17 protein-coding genes and 1 pseudogene are annotated in these 15,692 nt (G+C 62.5%); 10 read left to right on the top strand and 8 right to left on the bottom strand.

The genetic code is table 11. From position 1 onward, the window contains the following. Positions 1-12: 12 nt before the first annotated feature. Positions 13-897 (bottom strand): pyridoxal kinase PdxY, encoded by an 885-nt coding sequence (gene pdxY, locus NKI41_RS14730; RefSeq protein WP_352470715.1) that lies wholly within the window; start codon positions 895-897, stop codon positions 13-15. Between the two features lie 9 nt (positions 898-906). After that, a complete protein-coding gene (locus tag NKI41_RS14725; RefSeq protein ID WP_023678142.1) occupies positions 907-1,158 on the bottom strand; it encodes a hypothetical protein in 252 nt (83 codons plus the stop codon). A 161-nt stretch (positions 1,159-1,319) separates the two neighbouring features. Here NKI41_RS14725 and NKI41_RS14720 point away from each other — a divergent pair, with 161 nt between their 5' ends. The 6 genes from NKI41_RS14720 (at position 1,320) to ppa (ending at position 5,789) form a co-directional block, all read left to right on the top strand. Then, a complete protein-coding gene (locus tag NKI41_RS14720; RefSeq protein WP_352470713.1) occupies positions 1,320-1,964 on the top strand; it encodes a LemA family protein in 645 nt (214 codons plus the stop codon). 167 nt (positions 1,965-2,131) lie between these two features. Then, a complete protein-coding gene (locus NKI41_RS14715; RefSeq protein WP_352613230.1) occupies positions 2,132-2,974 on the top strand; it encodes a TPM domain-containing protein in 843 nt (280 codons plus the stop codon). Positions 2,975-3,050: 76 nt separating this feature from the next. Then, positions 3,051-3,869: a TPM domain-containing protein gene (locus tag NKI41_RS14710; RefSeq protein ID WP_352683761.1), complete on the top strand. Its 819-nt coding sequence runs from the start codon at positions 3,051-3,053 to the stop codon at positions 3,867-3,869. 10 nt (positions 3,870-3,879) lie between these two features. Beyond that, a complete protein-coding gene (locus NKI41_RS14705) occupies positions 3,880-4,518 on the top strand; it encodes a TPM domain-containing protein (RefSeq protein WP_352683690.1) in 639 nt (212 codons plus the stop codon). A gap of 117 nt (positions 4,519-4,635) precedes the next feature. Further along, a complete protein-coding gene (locus NKI41_RS14700; protein ID WP_023678138.1) occupies positions 4,636-5,142 on the top strand; it encodes a GNAT family N-acetyltransferase in 507 nt (168 codons plus the stop codon). A gap of 116 nt (positions 5,143-5,258) precedes the next feature. After that, positions 5,259-5,789 (top strand): inorganic diphosphatase, encoded by a 531-nt coding sequence (ppa, locus tag NKI41_RS14695; RefSeq protein WP_352451245.1) that lies wholly within the window; start codon positions 5,259-5,261, stop codon positions 5,787-5,789. 17 nt (positions 5,790-5,806) lie between these two features. On the opposite strand, the gene NKI41_RS14690 is transcribed toward ppa, so the two are convergent. Both NKI41_RS14690 and NKI41_RS14685 read right to left on the bottom strand, forming a co-directional pair. Continuing rightward, positions 5,807-6,397 (bottom strand): hypothetical protein, encoded by a 591-nt coding sequence (locus tag NKI41_RS14690; protein ID WP_352683688.1) that lies wholly within the window; start codon positions 6,395-6,397, stop codon positions 5,807-5,809. 98 nt (positions 6,398-6,495) lie between these two features. Beyond that, entirely contained in the window at positions 6,496-7,101 is a 606-nt protein-coding gene (locus NKI41_RS14685) for a TetR/AcrR family transcriptional regulator (protein ID WP_352683686.1), read from the bottom strand. An 82-nt stretch (positions 7,102-7,183) separates the two neighbouring features. Between NKI41_RS14685 and NKI41_RS14680 the strand changes: the two genes are divergently transcribed. Together NKI41_RS14680 and NKI41_RS14675 are read left to right on the top strand one after the other, a co-directional pair. Continuing rightward, positions 7,184-8,467 (top strand): MFS transporter, encoded by a 1,284-nt coding sequence (locus NKI41_RS14680; RefSeq protein ID WP_352683684.1) that lies wholly within the window; start codon positions 7,184-7,186, stop codon positions 8,465-8,467. Positions 8,468-8,747: 280 nt separating this feature from the next. Beyond that, positions 8,748-10,321: pseudogene (locus NKI41_RS14675) on the top strand (alkaline phosphatase D family protein). 47 nt (positions 10,322-10,368) lie between these two features. Here the strand turns inward: NKI41_RS14675 and NKI41_RS14670 are convergent. Next, positions 10,369-10,650, bottom strand: a complete 282-nt coding sequence (locus NKI41_RS14670; protein WP_352451242.1) for a hypothetical protein — start codon at positions 10,648-10,650, stop codon at positions 10,369-10,371. Positions 10,651-10,848: 198 nt separating this feature from the next. Here NKI41_RS14670 and typA point away from each other — a divergent pair, with 198 nt between their 5' ends. Next, a complete protein-coding gene (gene typA, locus NKI41_RS14665; RefSeq protein ID WP_352451241.1) occupies positions 10,849-12,678 on the top strand; it encodes a translational GTPase TypA in 1,830 nt (609 codons plus the stop codon). 255 nt (positions 12,679-12,933) lie between these two features. Here the strand turns inward: typA and NKI41_RS14660 are convergent, their stop codons facing one another. Then, entirely contained in the window at positions 12,934-13,560 is a 627-nt protein-coding gene (locus tag NKI41_RS14660; RefSeq protein ID WP_352540902.1) for a DUF1062 domain-containing protein, read from the bottom strand. Between the two features lie 393 nt (positions 13,561-13,953). On the opposite strand from NKI41_RS14660, the gene NKI41_RS14655 reads away from it, so the two are divergent. Further along, positions 13,954-14,568, top strand: coding sequence for a LysE family translocator (locus tag NKI41_RS14655; RefSeq protein ID WP_352540903.1), 615 nt, complete (start codon positions 13,954-13,956; stop codon positions 14,566-14,568). A 10-nt stretch (positions 14,569-14,578) separates the two neighbouring features. On the opposite strand, the gene NKI41_RS14650 is transcribed toward NKI41_RS14655, so the two are convergent. Beyond that, the gene (locus tag NKI41_RS14650) at positions 14,579-14,902 is read right to left on the bottom strand and encodes a YciI family protein (RefSeq protein WP_023678126.1); all 324 of its coding nucleotides are present in this window, start codon (positions 14,900-14,902) and stop codon (positions 14,579-14,581) included. A 137-nt stretch (positions 14,903-15,039) separates the two neighbouring features. Continuing rightward, entirely contained in the window at positions 15,040-15,603 is a 564-nt protein-coding gene (locus tag NKI41_RS14645) for a peroxidase-related enzyme (protein ID WP_352683681.1), read from the bottom strand. Between the last annotated feature and the right edge of the window lie 89 nt (positions 15,604-15,692).

Genomic DNA, 15,692 nt, shown 5'->3' with positions numbered 1-15,692 from the left:
CTTCGGCCTGCGTCACGCCCGGCGGTCCCGTTCCGGATGCAGGAGATGGCGAAGCTGCACCATCGCCATCGGGTGCGACAGGCTCTGGGCATCGGTCTCGAGCTGCAACTCGTCGCCGCCGCGCTTGGCGGTCCGCGCCAGGATCTCGTAGACCGCCGCCGTGGTCGATTGCAGCGCCTTGGCGGCCGGCTGGCCGGACAGGATCCGCGCCAGGTAGACGGCAGCCGTCAGGTCGCCGAGCCCATTCGGCGGCTTATCGATGAGCCGGTGTTCGGCAAGCAGTGCCTCCCTGCCGGCGAGCAGCAAATTGCCGGTGCCGCCGGCCATCATCGCCGGCGCCGATGTGACCAGCATGGCCGGTGGGCCGGCCTGCAGGGCTGCAGCCATTGCCGATTTCAAGTCGGGCAGCGGCGCTCCGGCCATCCATTCCAGCTCGTAGCGGTTGGGCGTGGCGATATCGGCGATCGGCATCAGCCGGTCGCGCATGGCGATTGCGGTCGGCTCAGGTACGTAGAGCCCGCCCGAATCGCCCATCACCGGATCGCAGATATAGAGGGCGTCCGGCGTCTTCGCCTTGACCGCGCCGACCAGCGAAGCGACGGCTTCGGCCTGGCCAGCCTCGCCGAGATAGCCGGACAGCACGGCGCCGACCTCGCCCAGCCACGGCGCGCGCTCGAGGTCGGCCATCAGCGCCTTGAACTGGTCCAGCGGCGGCACGATGCGGGTGGCCCGGCCATGGCCCGGATGCCAGGGCAGGATGACGGTCGGTACCGCCCAAACCGGAAAGCCGAGTGTCTCCAGCGCAAAGACAGCTGCACGGTTGCCGACCGAGCCACGGGCGACATGACTGGAGACGACGATGACCGCGCGCGGCGCGTCGGTTTTTTCGGCACTCATTGATTTTTCCTAACTGCCCCTGGTGACGAAAAGCACGAGCCAGATCAACAGGCCGATGGCAATAAGCAAGCCCGCTGCCCGACCGATGCGGGTGCCCCAATATTCGATCGGGTCCGACCGGTCGGCATCGGCCGCAGTGACGTGGTCGCGCGCGCCTTTAGTCGTTCGTGCAAGGAACGAGGTGCCCCCCGGGTCGGTCTCGCGCGCCACCCGTTCGATGATGCGGCGCGATTCCGCGTCGCTGTCGTGGCGTTTCGCCATGGTGATGTCCCGTTTTATGCCGAGCTTAACCCGTTCGCCTCGTCTGTCACAGGGCCCGACGGCGAATGGCAGAAACCAGTAACACTTCTCGGCCGAAGTCATTTTCTTACGCAAGGATTGTGCTAATGCTTCGCCTGCCAATGCTATCGAGGGGACTTATCATGCTTGCCCAGCGCCTTTCTTCGCCGCCAATCTTCCGTAATTTAGCTGCGTTCCTAGTTATGGCCGTCATGCTGCCGCTGCTTGCCGGCTGCGGCTACAACACCATTCCAACAGCTGAGGAAAACGCCAAGGCCGCATGGAGCGAGGTGTTGAATCAATACCAGCGCCGCGCCGATCTCATCCCCAATCTGGTCAACACGGTCAAGGGCTACGCGGCGCACGAGAAGGACACGCTCGATGCCGTGGTCGAAGCGCGCGCCAAGGCGACGCAGGTGACCGTGACGCCGGAAACGCTGAACAATCCGGAAGCCTTCAAGAAATTCCAGGACAGCCAGGCCGGCCTGACCAGCGCGCTGTCGCGCCTGCTGGCGGTGGTGGAGAACTATCCCGATCTCAAGGCCAACCAGAACTTTCTGGCGCTGCAAGCACAACTCGAAGGCACCGAGAACCGGATCACGGTCGCCCGCCGCGACTATATCCAAGCAGTGAGAGAGTACAATCTGACGCTGAGGACCTTCCCGTCGGTGATCTGGGCGACCTTGTGGTTCCGCGGCAACCAGCCGTTTGCGAATTTCACCATCGAAGAGGACAAGATGCAGCCGCCAAAGGTCGATTTCGGCACCAACACCACGCAAGGCGGGTGAAGAACAGCCGGTGAGCGTGGTCCCTATTGGCCTTGCACTCCGTAGCGCCCCCCTCTGCCCTACCGGGCATCTCCCCCTCCAGGGGGGAGATTGGCAGCTTTGGCTTCACCGCCCATCCTGCATCGTTGGAGATTGGCGAAAACAGCCCTGACAGCCGATCTCCCCCCTTGAGGGGGAGATGTCCGGCAGGACAGAGGGGGGCGCGACAGAACGCCAGCCTGGCCTTCCTGCTCGTCTTCCAAAGCCTTCTCCTCCTCCCGCTCACCGCCCTTGCCGCCGCACTGCCGGCGCTGACCGGACGGGTCGTTGACAATGCCGGCATCATCGATGCCGCGACCGAGGCGGCGCTGACGCAGAAGCTTGCCGAGTTCGAGACCAAAGGGTCCGACCAGATCGTCGTCGCGACCATCCCCAGCCTCGACGGCGAGGAGATCGAGCCTTACGCCAACCGGCTGTTCCGCGCCTGGAAACTGGGCCAGGCGAAGGAGAACAACGGCGTCCTGCTTCTGGTGGCGCCGAACGACCGCAAGATGCGCATCGAGGTCGGCTATGGGCTGGAAGGCACGCTGACCGACCTGCACACCAAGCTGATCATCGAAAACGACATGGTGCCGGCCTTCCGTGCCGGCGATTTCTCCGGCGGCATCAGCAAGGCCGTCGACGACATGATCATGGTGCTGGAAGGCAATCCCGAAGAACTGGAGGCGCGCGGCGAACGCAACCAGCAGCCGCCGTTCAACAGCGACGATCTGTTCTTCACGATCTTCATAGCCATCTGGGCAATCATCTTTTTCGGCGGCCTCGCAGCCTCCATCCTGCCGCCGATCTTCGGCCAGAAGATCGGTCCCGGCCGCTATCGCTGGCTGGGCATGACCTTCGAGCCAAACCGGCGGTCGTCCGGCGGCTGGTCGGGAGGTTCCGGCGGGGGATGGTCGTCGGGTTCAAGCGGTGGCGGGTTTTCCGGCGGCGGCGGTTCGTCCGGCGGCGGCGGCTCCTCGGGAAGTTGGTGACGAGATGACAAGACACGCCGTCAGCCCGGTGGAATCCGGCCGTTTCACCAAAACGATCGGCACCGCGCTGTTGGCCATGGCGGTGCTGCTGGTCGGCTTCGCGGCCTTCGCCGCCGCACTGCCGGCGCTGACCGGACGGGTCGTCGACAACGCCGGCATCATCGATGCCGCGACCGAGACGGCGCTGACGCAGAAGCTTGCCGAGTTCGAGACCAAAGGGTCCGACCAGATCGTCGTCGCGACCATTCCCAGCCTCGACGGCGAGGAGATCGAGCCTTACGCCAACCGGCTGTTTCGCGCCTGGAGACTCGGCCAGGCGAAGGAGAACAACGGCGTCCTGCTTCTGGTGGCGCCGAACGACCGCAAGATGCGCATCGAGGTCGGCTATGGGCTTGAAGGCACGCTGACCGACCTGCACACCAAGCTGATCATCGAAAACGACATGGTGCCGGCCTTCCGTGCCGGCGATTTCTCAGGCGGCATCAGCAAGGCCGTCGACGACATGATCATGGTGCTGGAAGGCAATCCCGAAGAGCTGGAGGCGCGCGGCAAGCGCAATCCGGCGAATGACAATCCTGTCGATCCCATCTTCATGCTGTTCATCGTCCTGTGGGCGACGATGTTCTTCGGCGGCTTGGCAATGGCGTTCCTGCCGCCGATCTTCGGCACGAAGCTGTCGCCGGGCGTGTACAAGTGGCTGGGCATGACGTTCCGCTACGGCCGTGGGCCAGCTTCGTCATCTTCCGGCGGCGGTAGCTGGACGTCCGGGACCTCGTCAGGCAGTGGCTGGTCGTCTGGAAGTTCCGGCAGCGGTTGGTCGTCCGGAAGTTCGGGCGGCGGGTTTTCAGGCGGCGGCGGCTCGTCCGGCGGCGGCGGTTCTTCAGGAAGCTGGTGAGACATCAATCATGGCAACACGACCGATCAGCCCCGAGGATCATGAGCGCATCGCCGATGCGATCCGCGCTGCCGAATCAAAGACCGACGGCGAGATCTACTGCGTCGTGGCGCATGCCAGCGACGGCTATTTCTTCCCGGCCGCCTTCATGGCGATGCTCGGCATGCTCGTCGTCAGCCTCGCCGTCGGTTATGGGCTGGAAGCCTGGTGGCTGTCGATCCGCTTGCCGCATTTCGTCATCGCAGAGCTTCTGGCGCTTGCCAGTGTGCTCATCCTGTTGTGGGCTTTGCCGGCATTGCGCATCCATTTGGTGCCGAGGCGGCTGCGCTACCAGGCCGCCCACGCCAATGCGATGAAGCAGTTCCTCGCCCGCAACGTCCACCGCACCACGGCGCGCACCGGCGTGCTGGTGTTCGTCTCGATTGCCGAGCGCTATGCCGAGGTGGTCGCCGACAGCGGCATCGATTCTCGTGTCGGCCAGCATGTCTGGGACGGTGTCGTCCGCGACCTTACGGCGCATGCCGGCGACGATCGGCTTGCCGACGGGTTCGTCAAGGCGATCCAAGCAGTCGGTGCGGTACTGGCCGAGCATTTTCCGGTCTCGACTGGCGACAGCAACGAACTGGACGACCATCTGGTCGAGATTTGATCTCGCCAAAAGCGGTTTCGCAGCGTCTCAAGAACGCACCGTCCGGCTGTGTGAAAGCATCGCGGCGGTTGACCGGACTCTTGCAATCGGGCGCGGCGGGTTTATGGTTAACCAATCATGAATACGCTGAGCATCGACATCAGGAAAGCCGAACCGCGCGATGCAGCCGCCATCGCCGACGTGCATCTCGAGGCCTGGCGCGGCGCCTATTCGGGCATCATCCCGCACCGCACGCTGACATCGATGATCAACCGCCGCGGCGCCGACTGGTGGGCGAATGCCATTCGCCGCGCTGCCACCGTCCTGGTCGTCGAAATCGGCGGCAAAATTGCCGGCTATGCGACGATCGGCAAGAACCGCGCCCGCGAACTCAGGCAGCAGGGCGAGATCTACGAACTTTACCTGCGGCCGGAATATCAAGGCATCGGGCTCGGCAGCCGGCTGTTCTCGGCCGCGCGGGCACGGCTGGCCGACCATGGCCTGAAAGGCATGGTGGTCTGGGCGCTGGAAGACAATCAGAACGCACTTGCCTTCTATGCCGGCGCCGGTGGCCGCGATGTTGCCGAAGGCGTCGAGATATTCGAGCAGAAGGCGCTGAAGAAGGTCGCTTTCGTCTGGGAATGACGGCCAGCGCATGATCCGGCCGGTTTTCGGTTCGGACGATCTCCCCGTACCATTCGCCGCATTGCACCATTCGCCGTCGCCCGCTATCGATCTCCAATCGAGAGAGGGATAAAGCGATGCGTATCGAAGCGATTGCCAGCGGAAAGAACCCGCCCGAGGACGTCAACGTCATAATCGAGGTGCCGATCGGCGGCGAGCCGATCAAGTACGAGATGGACAAGGAGGCCGGCACGCTGTTCGTCGACCGCTTCCTGCACACTTCGATGCGCTATCCCGGCAATTACGGTTTCGTACCACACACGCTGTCGGGCGACGGTGACCCGATCGACGTATTGGTCTGCAACACGCGCGCGCTGGTGCCAGGCTGCGTCATCAATGTCCGGCCGATCGGCGTGCTGGTGATGGAGGACAATGCCGGCCAGGACGAGAAGGTGATCGCGGTGCCTTCGCCCAAGCTGACCTTGCGCTACGAGGACGTCCACGAATACACGCAATTGCCCGACATCACCCGCCAGCAAGTGCAGCACTTTTTCGAGCACTACAAGGATCTCGAACCCGGCAAATGGGTCAAGATCGAAGGCTGGTACGATGCGGCCTATGCCAAGAAGATGATCGTCGAGGCAATCGAGCGGGCCAGGCGCAAGTAATTATCGGGCGCAAATAATCAGTTGTCGACGCGGCCGAAAGCGGGCGCGTCGCCCAGCACTTCACGCTTGTCCTTGCCGCAGGCGAAGGTGCGTGCCTTCTCGTCGGCAAGCTTGCGCGCCTGATCGTTGGCGGCGGGATTGCTGGTGGCGAGCACAAGGCCGATCGTGCAGCCTTCGTGGGCGTCAGGCTGGGCAACCTTGGCCACAATCAGCACTTCCGTCGACTTGTTCTCGCCCTCGCTATCGCTGATCGAGCGACGATGGATGACGGCGAAAGGAATGGCAGTTTTGCCGTTGGTTTCGATACGCCACTCGACCTTGGGTCCAGCCGAATTGAGACCGGAAAAGCTTTCCCAGACCGTGGTCATGTCGCCAGGTGGAAAGCCGTAGAACAGCGATTCCCGCGCGTCGTCATAGGAAACCATCACCGGGTAGCCGCGGTAGCCCGAACAGGCGAGATCGGCCCAGTCGCCGTCGCCTTCTTCCGCTTGGGCATAGGTGACGCAGTCCTTCTCCCAATCGAGATCGGTATAGACGCTGGATATGTCGCCGGCCCGGGCCGCCTGGCAGAAACCGGCGAGGGCAAGCGGGATCAAGAGAGCGCGCATGGCGGAACAACTCAGTTCGGGGGGCGCAGCGTACCGTCAAATTTAGCGGCAGCCTAGAGGAAGTCAGGCTGCGCACAGTGGTCTTGTAAAACGGACCACTATTTCTTCAAGCTTGCCTCTATCAGAAGATCGGCGTTGCGGGCCACCGACTTCGCCGGCCCGCCGGCACCGAACAGCTGGCCGCTAATATAGGCGCCCTCGATCAGGAGCAGCAGCCCGTCGCCCAGCGTGTCGGCATCGCCCGCGCCCATCTCTGCCGCCATGGCACGCAGGCGGCGGCGCAGTTCCTGCTTGTTGGCTTCGCTCACGACGCGGGCCGGATGGCCATGTTCGGGATATTCGACCGCGGCATTGGTCATGCCGCAGCCGCGATAATCGGGCCTTTGCGTACGCTTGCCGACACGCGTCAGGAAGGCGACGATCTGCGCGCGCGGATCGCCGGGATGGGCATTCACCGCCTCGTCGAAGCGCTCCCAGAATTCGAGGTCATAGTGCCGGAGGTAGGATGCGGCCAGCTCATCCTTGGACGGAAAGCTGCGGTAGAGGCTGGGCTTGGTGACGCCGGCACGCCGCACGATCTCGTCGACGCCGATCGCCCTGATGCCTTGCCGGTAGAACAGGTCTCGCGCCACCTGGAGAATCCGTTCGGCGGCGCGAGGCGGCGGTGCGTCATTGGCCTTGATCGTTGGTTCAATGCTTTTCATGCCTGGCCTGCCGATTAGCTGGTTGACAATGTTACCGGTCGGTACGTATGTTTCGGGCTCCTGCAACGTACCGGTCAGTAACATGATAGCTCAACCCCGCCCGTTTGGCCAGCGCTACGCTTTCGTCGTGGTCGCCGTCATCTTCCTTTGCCTGCTGATCGCAGCGGGCCTGCGTTCGGCGCCGGCAGTCATGATGCTGCCGCTGGAGAACAGTTTCGGCTGGCGGCGCGACGTGGTGTCGCTGGCGGCGGCCACCGGCATCTTCCTCTATGGCCTGACCGGGCCGTTTGCCGCGGCGCTGATGGAGCGGATCGGGCTGCGCCGCACCTTGCTTGCCGCGCTGCTCTTGATGTCGGGATCGACCGCGCTCAGCCTGTTGATGACCAAACCGTGGCATCTGCTCCTCACCTGGGGCGTGTTTTCCGGCGTCAGTTCGGGCGCCGTCGCCACCGTGCTCGGCGCGACCATCGTCAACCGCTGGTTCAAGACCAATCGCGGCTTGGTGATGGGACTGATGTCGGCGTCCAGTGCCACCGGGCTGCTGGTCTTCCTGCCGCTGCTCGCCTCGCTCGCCCAGTCGGGCGGCTGGAAGCCGGTCGCCATCGCCATTGCCGTGGCCACCGCCTGCCTGGTGCCGCTGGTCTATATGCTGGTGCCGGAGCGCCCGGCGTCGATCGGCATGGTCCGCTATGGCGCCGATGCCGACGACGTGCCGCCGGTGCCGTCAGCCTCGCAAGGCAATTTCCTTTCGCATACATTGAGCACGCTGCGCCGCGCCGCCGGCACGCGCGTCTTCTGGTATCTGTTCGCCACCTTCTTCGTTTGCGGCTTCACCACCAACGGGTTGGTCGGCACGCATCTGATCGCCTTTTGCGGCGATATGGGCATTGGCGAAGTGCAGGCCGCAGGCCTGCTCTCGATGATGGGCATTTTCGACCTTATCGGCACGACACTGTCCGGCTGGCTCACCGACCGTTTCGACCCGCGCAAGCTGCTCGGCGTCTATTATGGCATTCGCGGCCTGTCGCTGATCTATCTGCCCTATTCCGGCTTTTCGGCAACCAGCCTGATCATCTTCGCGGTGTTTTACGGACTGGACTGGATCGCCACGGTGCCGCCGACGCTGAGGCTTTCCAACGAGGCGTTCGGCGACTGCAGCGGACCGATCGTCTTCGGCTGGATCGTCGCCGGCCATCAGGTTGGCGCCGCGACAGCGGCCTTCTTCGGCGGCACCATGCGCGAGCTGCAAGGCAATTACGAGCTTGCCTTCCTGATCGCCGGTATGACGGCAATAGCCGCCGCCTGCATCTCGCTGCTGATCAACACCAGCCGCCCGGCGTTTGATCCGGAACCGCAGGCGGCGTAGGGCGCAATCGGCCGTGCTAATCTCCCCCCTTGAGGGGGAGATGGCCGCGAAGCGGCCAGAGGGGGTCGGTCCAACCGGGCTCGGCCCCTTATCGCCGATGCAAGAGGTCGGTGCTCCACGCAAGACGACCCCCTTCTGTCGCCTTCGGCGACATCTCCCCCTCAACGAGGGAGATTCGCCAGCCTGTTCACTGTTATCAAACCTTCATCGTTTCGAAATGTGCCTGAAACATTGAAGCTGGAGCTTGGCGGCGACGTTCAATGCCATCCAGGAGACAGCCATGAACAAGATTTCGATGACGCGGCGCGCTTTCGTCACGTCGGCCAGCGCCGTTGGCCTGGTCGGCGCCTCGGGCCTCGCCCTTCCCTATTACTCGCGCGCCAATCAGCGCCCGGCGTTCACCCATGGCATCCAGTCCGGCGACGTCGACGCCACCAGCGGCATGGTCTGGACACGCACCGACCGGCCGTCGCGCGTCATGTTCGAGGTGTCGCCGACCGAAAGCTTCACCAATGCCGTCCGCCTGGCGCCGCTCGATAGCTCGCCGGCCAGCGATTATACGGTGAAGCGGCTGCTTACCGATCTCGCCTCCGACCAGGACATCTTCTACCGCATGGTCGCGGCCGATCTTGCCGACATCAACGCCGTTTCCGAGCCGGTCGTCGGCCGCTTCCGCACGGCACCTGCGTCGAAGCGCGACATTCGCTTTGCCTGGTCGGGCGACACCGCCGGCCAAGGTTGGGGCATCGACGAGACCGGCATGAAGACCTACGCCACCATTGCCAAGCACACGCCCGACTTCTTCCTGCATTCGGGCGATACGATCTATGCCGATGGTGCGATGAAGGACGAGGTCGACCTGCCCAACGGCGGCAAGTGGAAAACAAAGTGCTGATCGACGAGAAGCGCAAGGTTGCCGAGACGCTGGACGAATACCGGGCGCAGTGGAAATACAACATGATGGACAGGCATGTGCTGGCGCTCAGCGCCATCTGTCCGACCTTCTATCAGTGGGATGACCACGAGGTGCTGAACAACTGGTCGGACTCGAAGGACCTGAGCGCCGACGATCGCTACACTGAAAAATCCATCCATGTGCTGGCGGCACGTGCGGCGCGCGCCTTCCACGAAATGACGACGATCCGTTACGAGCCGTCGGAGCCCGGCCGCGTCTACCGCAAGATCGCCTATGGTCCGCTGCTCGACGTGTTCTTCCTCGACATGCGTTCCTACCGCGGCCCCAACGGTCCGGATATGCAGGAGACGATGACGCCGCAATCGCGCATCCTCGGTGAACAGCAGATCAAGTGGCTGAAGCGTGAATTGGCGAATTCCAACGCAACCTGGAAAATCATCGCCGCCGACATGCCGCTCGGCCTCATCGTCTGGAACGACGGCACCAAGAAGGTAGGGGCCGAGGCGGTCAGCAATGGCGACAATGGCCCGGCCAAAGGGCGTGAGCTGGAAATTGCCGACCTTCTTCGCTATATAAAGAATGCGGGTATCAGCAACACTGTCTGGCTCACCGCAGACGTGCATTACACAGCCGCGCATTACTACAATCCGGACAAGGCGCAGTTCCAGGACTTCGATCCGTTTTGGGAATTCGTTTCGGGTCCGATCCATTCCGGGACGTTCGGGCCTAATGGTTTCGATATGACATTCGGCCCGGAGCTGAAGTTCATAAAGGCACCAACTGCCGAACAGGGTCAAAACCTGGCGCCTTCGGCCGGCCTGCAGTTCTTCGGGCTCGTCGAGATCGATGGCGCCACCGAACAGTTGACGGTGCGGCTGATGGATCGCGACGACAGCGAACTCTACAAGGTCACGCTTGATCCGGTGCGGTCGGCGTGAGCGACGGCGCCACTACCCTCGGGCCAGCCCGAGGGTAGGAACGTATATCAATCGGGATAGCAGACGACGGGAATGTTGGGCCAGACGGCGCTGTCGCATCCGGCATTTTGCTGCCGCTGCTTGAAGGCGGCGCTGACCGGCCCGGTCACCACCGGATCGACGCCATCGGGAGCATCGGCAAAAAGCTGCTCCGCCGACGGCTTGTCGGACGGCAAAGCAGACCGCGTCTCCTTGAACGACGCCGCCGATTGCGCCGCGCCGGCCGCGAGGAGGACGGCAAGCGCGGTACATGCCAAAATCGGCCGGAGTTTGATGCCTATCTCGATCATGAAATTCGAACTGTCCGGACCATGAAAGGTTCCGCCTTGGTTAATAATTCCACTTCACACCAAGACATTTAAGATTCGGTGACTTTATTTGGTGGCTCGCCTCCTCTTTCGCAATTGCGAAAAACCCTGTATGAGCCGCCCAACCGAAAGAGGCAGCGCCTTTTGGCCTGCTGCCTGCAACGCTCCCGAGACCAAAACATGAAAATCCGCAATATCGCGATCATCGCGCACGTCGACCATGGAAAAACCACCCTCGTCGACCAGCTTCTGAAACAGTCCGGCTCGTTCCGCGACAACCAGCGCGTCGCCGAGCGCGCCATGGATTCGAACGACCTCGAAAAGGAACGCGGCATCACCATCCTGGCCAAGGCGACCTCGGTCGACTGGAAGGACACCCGCATCAACATCGTCGACACGCCCGGCCACGCCGACTTCGGCGGCGAGGTCGAGCGCATTCTGTCGATGGTGGATTCGGCCATCGTGCTGGTCGACGCCGCCGAGGGGCCGATGCCGCAGACCAAATTCGTGGTCGGCAAGGCACTCAAGGTTGGACTGAAGCCGATCGTCGTCATCAACAAGATCGACCGGCCAGATGCCCGCCACGTCGAAGTGGTGAACGAGGTGTTCGATCTTTTTGCAGCACTTGACGCTACCGACGAGCAGCTCGACTTCCCTATCCTTTACGGTTCAGGCCGCGACGGCTGGGTCTCGGAAAACCCCGAAGGTCCGAAGGACCAGGCTCTGGCGCCGCTGTTCGACCTCGTCATCAAGCACGTGCCGGCGCCGACCGTTCATCCCGGCCCATTCCGCATGATCGGCACCATCCTGGAAGCCAATCCTTTCCTCGGCCGCATCATCACCGGCCGTATCGAATCCGGCACGCTGAAATCCAACCAGGCGGTCAAGGTGCTGCACCATGACGGCACCCAGGTCGAAACCGGCCGAATCTCGAAAATCCTTGCTTTCCGCGGGCTCGAGCGCCAGCCCATTGACGAGGCGCAGGCGGGCGACATCGTCGCCATCGCCGGCCTGTCGAAAGGCACTGTCGCCGACACCTTCTGCGACCTGTCGGTGACCGAGCCGCTGCACGCGCAGCCGATCGATCCGCCGACTGTGACGATGTCTTTCCTCGTCAACGATTCGCCGCTGGCCGGTACCGAAGGCGACAAGGTGACCAGCCGCGTCATCCGCGACCGCCTGCTGCGCGAGGCCGAAGGCAATGTCGCGCTGAAGATCGAGGAATCACCTGACAAGGATTCGTTCTTCGTTTCCGGCCGCGGCGAATTGCAGCTGGCCGTGCTGATCGAGACGATGCGCCGCGAAGGTTTTGAGATCGCCGTGTCGCGGCCGCGCGTCGTCATGCAGAAGGGCGATAGCGGCGAATTGCTGGAGCCGGTCGAGGAAGTCGTCATCGACGTCGACGAGGAGCATGCCGGCGTCGTCGTGCAGAAGATGTCGGAGCGCAAGGCCGAGATGGTCGAGCTTCGCCCTTCGGGCGGCAATCGCCAGCGCATCGTCTTCCACGCGCCGACGCGCGGGTTGATCGGCTACCAGTCGGAACTGTTGACCGACACGCGCGGCACCGCTGTGATGAACCGGCTGTTCCATGCCTATGAACCTTACAAGGGTGAGCTGCCGGGCCGTACCAACGGCGTGCTGATCTCCAACGAACAGGGTGAATCGGTGGCGTACGCCATGTGGAACCTGGAAGACCGTGGCCCGATGGTCATCGACCCGGGCGTCAAGGTCTATCAGGGCATGATCATCGGCATCCATTCCAGGGACAACGACCTCGAAGTCAACGTGCTCAAGGGCAAGAAGCTGACCAACATCCGCGCCGCCGGCAAGGACGAGGCGGTAAAGCTGACACCGCCGATCCGCATGACGCTGGAACGCGCGCTGGCCTGGATCCAGGACGACGAGCTGGTCGAAGTGACGCCGAAGACCATCCGCCTGCGCAAGCTCTATCTCGATCCGAATGAGCGCAAGCGTTTTGAGAAGTCGGCGAAAGTGGTCGGCGCGGCGTAAAGGGCAATACCGCGCAATGAGCGGTAAACTCGTCACGGCTGTCATATACGACAATCGACCCGAGGCCGAAGTTTGCGTGTCGATGCTCGACGCGTATGGAATTTATGCTCTCGCGAATTATCTTCTCGACACGGGCAGGCTTGGCTTGATCCATGTGCAAGTCGCCGACTCGATCTCGATGCGGCCAAGGGTTTGATTGGCTCGGCCTCCAAAGAGGGCGACTGACCCCTGGCCGTACGGATTCCTGCCGTTGCCTCATTCACCTGCAGCCGAAATGATTTTGTCCCGGTCTGGTTCGCCAGACAGGTGGATCTGGATCGCCGTTCCCGCCCGCGCTGGCTTGCGCAAGGCTTTGGCTCCGTCCGGACCAACCACCAGCAATCGTTTCTCTTCCCAAACCTGAAGCCGCGATCGCGAGACACCGAGTTCGTTGGCGAGCAACCGGTCGAGCCGCAGCGCTGTCGGCATTTCGAGCCAGAGCTGAAGTTCGAGCGCGCTGGTATTTTCCGGTCTATCCCCGAGCGCCTGCTTATGAACGACGGCTTCGGGAAACTCCTCGACGCGCCCGATACTGCTTCGCAATGCGGCAACATCGAAGGCATGGCGCCGCGCCAGGACCGGATCGTTGCTTTCGAGCGCCTGCAATATTGTCGGTTCGATATCGCGGCGGCTGCAGCGCTCCAGAATGCCGAAATTCCAGGAATTGTCGCAGTCGATGCAGCGGTAGATCAACCAGGCGTCAATGCGCTTGCCGTTGGCATTGACCCGGAATTTGCCGCTGCAGCGATAGGCTTTCAGGCCGCCGCAGCGATTGCAGTTGAGGTGAGGTCGAGGTGCGGTCTTGGGTGTGATCGTCCAGCGGATACGCAGTATCGAAGGCATGCCGAAAAGCCCTTCCCGTCGGGAAGTTCGTCAGATCGGCGATATCGAGAACCCATGCGGGGACGGCGTGGCGAGAGACTGCGGCAGTTGGAAATCAGGTGTCGCGGGTGGTTATGCGCGACAGCGGTTCAGCAGTGCCAAACCGGTCTCGAACCGCCACCCGAGGAACACATGATGTGAAAATAGGCATCGCGACTGCGACGCCCTGCTCTGTGTTGGGGGAGTTGACGAGACCGGCGGTTACGAAGGCAAAGTGAAGCTCGAAATGATGTCGGGACGACATTTCTAGCCGCGAGGTGCCTGGCCGACAAGCCTTCTTTCGGTGGACGCTACTGTCGTCGGACCAGTTGGGTTATCTTGAACGACCCAAACATTTCAAACGGGATCCGCGTCATGCATTTCACATCGCTGCTGATTTTTGCCGGCGCCCTGCTTGTTGCCGCCGGCTCGCCCGGCCCATCGATCGCCGCTCTTGTGGCGCGGGTCATCGTAAAAGGGTTTCGCGACGTGTTCCCGTTCCTGCTTGCGATGTGGATCGGCGAAGCGATCTGGCTGTCGCTGGCGGTGTTTGGCCTCGCCGTGGTGGCGCAGACGTTCCACTTTGCCTTTGTCGTCGTGAAGTGGGTCGGCGTCGCCTATCTCGGCTGGCTTGCCTGGAAGATGTGGACGGCACCGGTCGAGGCCAAGGAAGGCGCGCTGCCGCGCGAAGATTCGCCCGTCAGACTGTTCTTTGCCGGCATGGCCGTGACGCTCGGCAACCCCAAGATCATGATGTTCTATCTGGCGCTGCTGCCGACCATCATCGACCTCGGTTCGGTCAGCATGGTCGGCTGGATCGAATTGACGGCGACCATGGCAGTGGTCCTGGTCGCCATCGATTTGACATGGGTGCTCGCCGCATCGCAGGCGCGCAAGCTCTTGAGGAGCAAGCGGGCGATGAAAATCGCCAACCGCATCAGCGCCGGTACCATGGCCGGCGCTGCGGCGGCGATCGCCGCGCGGTCTTGAGCCGGGCGCGTCAACCCATTTCGATTATTGGCGCGATCTCGACGCTGAAACCCGGGTCCGTCAAGATAGGACAATCCTTGGCTTTGCCGACGGCATCGTCGATGTCCTTTGCTTCGATGATGGTGTAACCGGCGGTCGGATTGCTGCCGCCATTGTTCTCGACCTTGCCGCCAGGCAGCAGGGTCTTCGACATGCCGACTGGATTGCCGCCGTCGACCACCGCTGAGCCAAGCTTGCCGTACCAGCCGTTCCAGGCATCCATCGCTGCCTTCCGTTCGGCCTCCTCGGTCGGCATCTTGCCCGAGCCGTGATAGACGTAGAGAAATTTCGCCATGTTCTCCTCCTCTGATCGGCGGCATCGAACCGGCATGCGGTCATGCCGCATTCCGATCATCGGACCAAACCGGCAAACAAGCAACGATAATGCGAAGTAGCTAATATAATATGCCGTTGACTCGCAACGGCGGTGCCCTATCGCGCCATCGCATGGTATTCATCGTTCGGCCGCATATCGATTGCCGATGCCAGCCGGTTCGACATGTTGAAGAACGCCGCGGTCGAGGCGACGTCCCAGATGTCGCGGTCGGAAAAGCCGACTTGCCGCAACGCCGCCCGGTCCGCTTCGACGATCTTTGCCGGCTGCCCGGTCAGCTTCACCGCGAATTCGAGCATGGCGCGTTGCCTGTCCGACAGCTTGGCGGCGCGAAAATTCATCACCATCATCTCGCCGAAGGCTGGGTCGCCGGAAAGCTGGCGCACCGCCGCGCCATGCGCGGCCAGGCAATAGTAGCAATGGTTGACCGATGAGACGGCCACCGCGATCATCTCGCGCTCGAGTTTCGACAGGCCGGATTCACCCAGCATCAAATCATTGTACATGTCGGTGAAAGCGCGCAGCTTCTTCTCGTCGAAGGCATAGGCGAGCAGCACGTTGGGAACGAGGCCGAGCTTCTCCCGGCACTTGGTGAAATAGGCCTTGGTCGCGTCGCTCAGCTCCGCCGGTGCCAGGTCAAGCGCGGTGATTTTGTCCGTCATGGCGGATCTCTCCTCTTTTTCGCCAGGCTGCCGGTGAATTCCGACATTTCGTCGCAAGCCGTCAAACCTTTGTCGCCAAATACCCGTCA

Origin of the sequence: Mesorhizobium sp. M0601, assembly GCF_040320845.1 — a bacterium.
Classification (GTDB): Bacteria; Pseudomonadota; Alphaproteobacteria; order Rhizobiales; family Rhizobiaceae; genus Mesorhizobium.
The sequence above is the reverse complement of the archived record's forward strand: the minus strand, read 5'-3'. Positions and strand labels throughout refer to the sequence as shown.

Coding starts and splice junctions, on each gene's coding strand:
- typA (WP_352451241.1), top strand. CDS start 10,849: ATGAAAATCCGCAATATCGCGATCATCGCGCACGTCGACCATGGAAAA.
- NKI41_RS14700 (WP_023678138.1), top strand. CDS start 4,636: ATGAATACGCTGAGCATCGACATCAGGAAAGCCGAACCGCGCGATGCA.
- NKI41_RS14710 (WP_352683761.1), top strand. CDS start 3,051: ATGGCGGTGCTGCTGGTCGGCTTCGCGGCCTTCGCCGCCGCACTGCCG.
- ppa (WP_352451245.1), top strand. CDS start 5,259: ATGCGTATCGAAGCGATTGCCAGCGGAAAGAACCCGCCCGAGGACGTC.
- pdxY (WP_352470715.1), bottom strand. CDS start 897: ATGAGTGCCGAAAAAACCGACGCGCCGCGCGCGGTCATCGTCGTCTCC.
- NKI41_RS14680 (WP_352683684.1), top strand. CDS start 7,184: ATGATAGCTCAACCCCGCCCGTTTGGCCAGCGCTACGCTTTCGTCGTG.
- NKI41_RS14670 (WP_352451242.1), bottom strand. CDS start 10,650: ATGATCGAGATAGGCATCAAACTCCGGCCGATTTTGGCATGTACCGCG.
- NKI41_RS14725 (WP_023678142.1), bottom strand. CDS start 1,158: ATGGCGAAACGCCACGACAGCGACGCGGAATCGCGCCGCATCATCGAA.
- NKI41_RS14705 (WP_352683690.1), top strand. CDS start 3,880: ATGGCAACACGACCGATCAGCCCCGAGGATCATGAGCGCATCGCCGAT.
- NKI41_RS14690 (WP_352683688.1), bottom strand. CDS start 6,397: ATGCGCGCTCTCTTGATCCCGCTTGCCCTCGCCGGTTTCTGCCAGGCG.
- NKI41_RS14650 (WP_023678126.1), bottom strand. CDS start 14,902: ATGGCGAAATTTCTCTACGTCTATCACGGCTCGGGCAAGATGCCGACC.
- NKI41_RS14660 (WP_352540902.1), bottom strand. CDS start 13,560: ATGCCTTCGATACTGCGTATCCGCTGGACGATCACACCCAAGACCGCA.
- NKI41_RS14720 (WP_352470713.1), top strand. CDS start 1,320: ATGCTTGCCCAGCGCCTTTCTTCGCCGCCAATCTTCCGTAATTTAGCT.
- NKI41_RS14645 (WP_352683681.1), bottom strand. CDS start 15,603: ATGACGGACAAAATCACCGCGCTTGACCTGGCACCGGCGGAGCTGAGC.
- NKI41_RS14655 (WP_352540903.1), top strand. CDS start 13,954: ATGCATTTCACATCGCTGCTGATTTTTGCCGGCGCCCTGCTTGTTGCC.
- NKI41_RS14685 (WP_352683686.1), bottom strand. CDS start 7,101: ATGAAAAGCATTGAACCAACGATCAAGGCCAATGACGCACCGCCGCCT.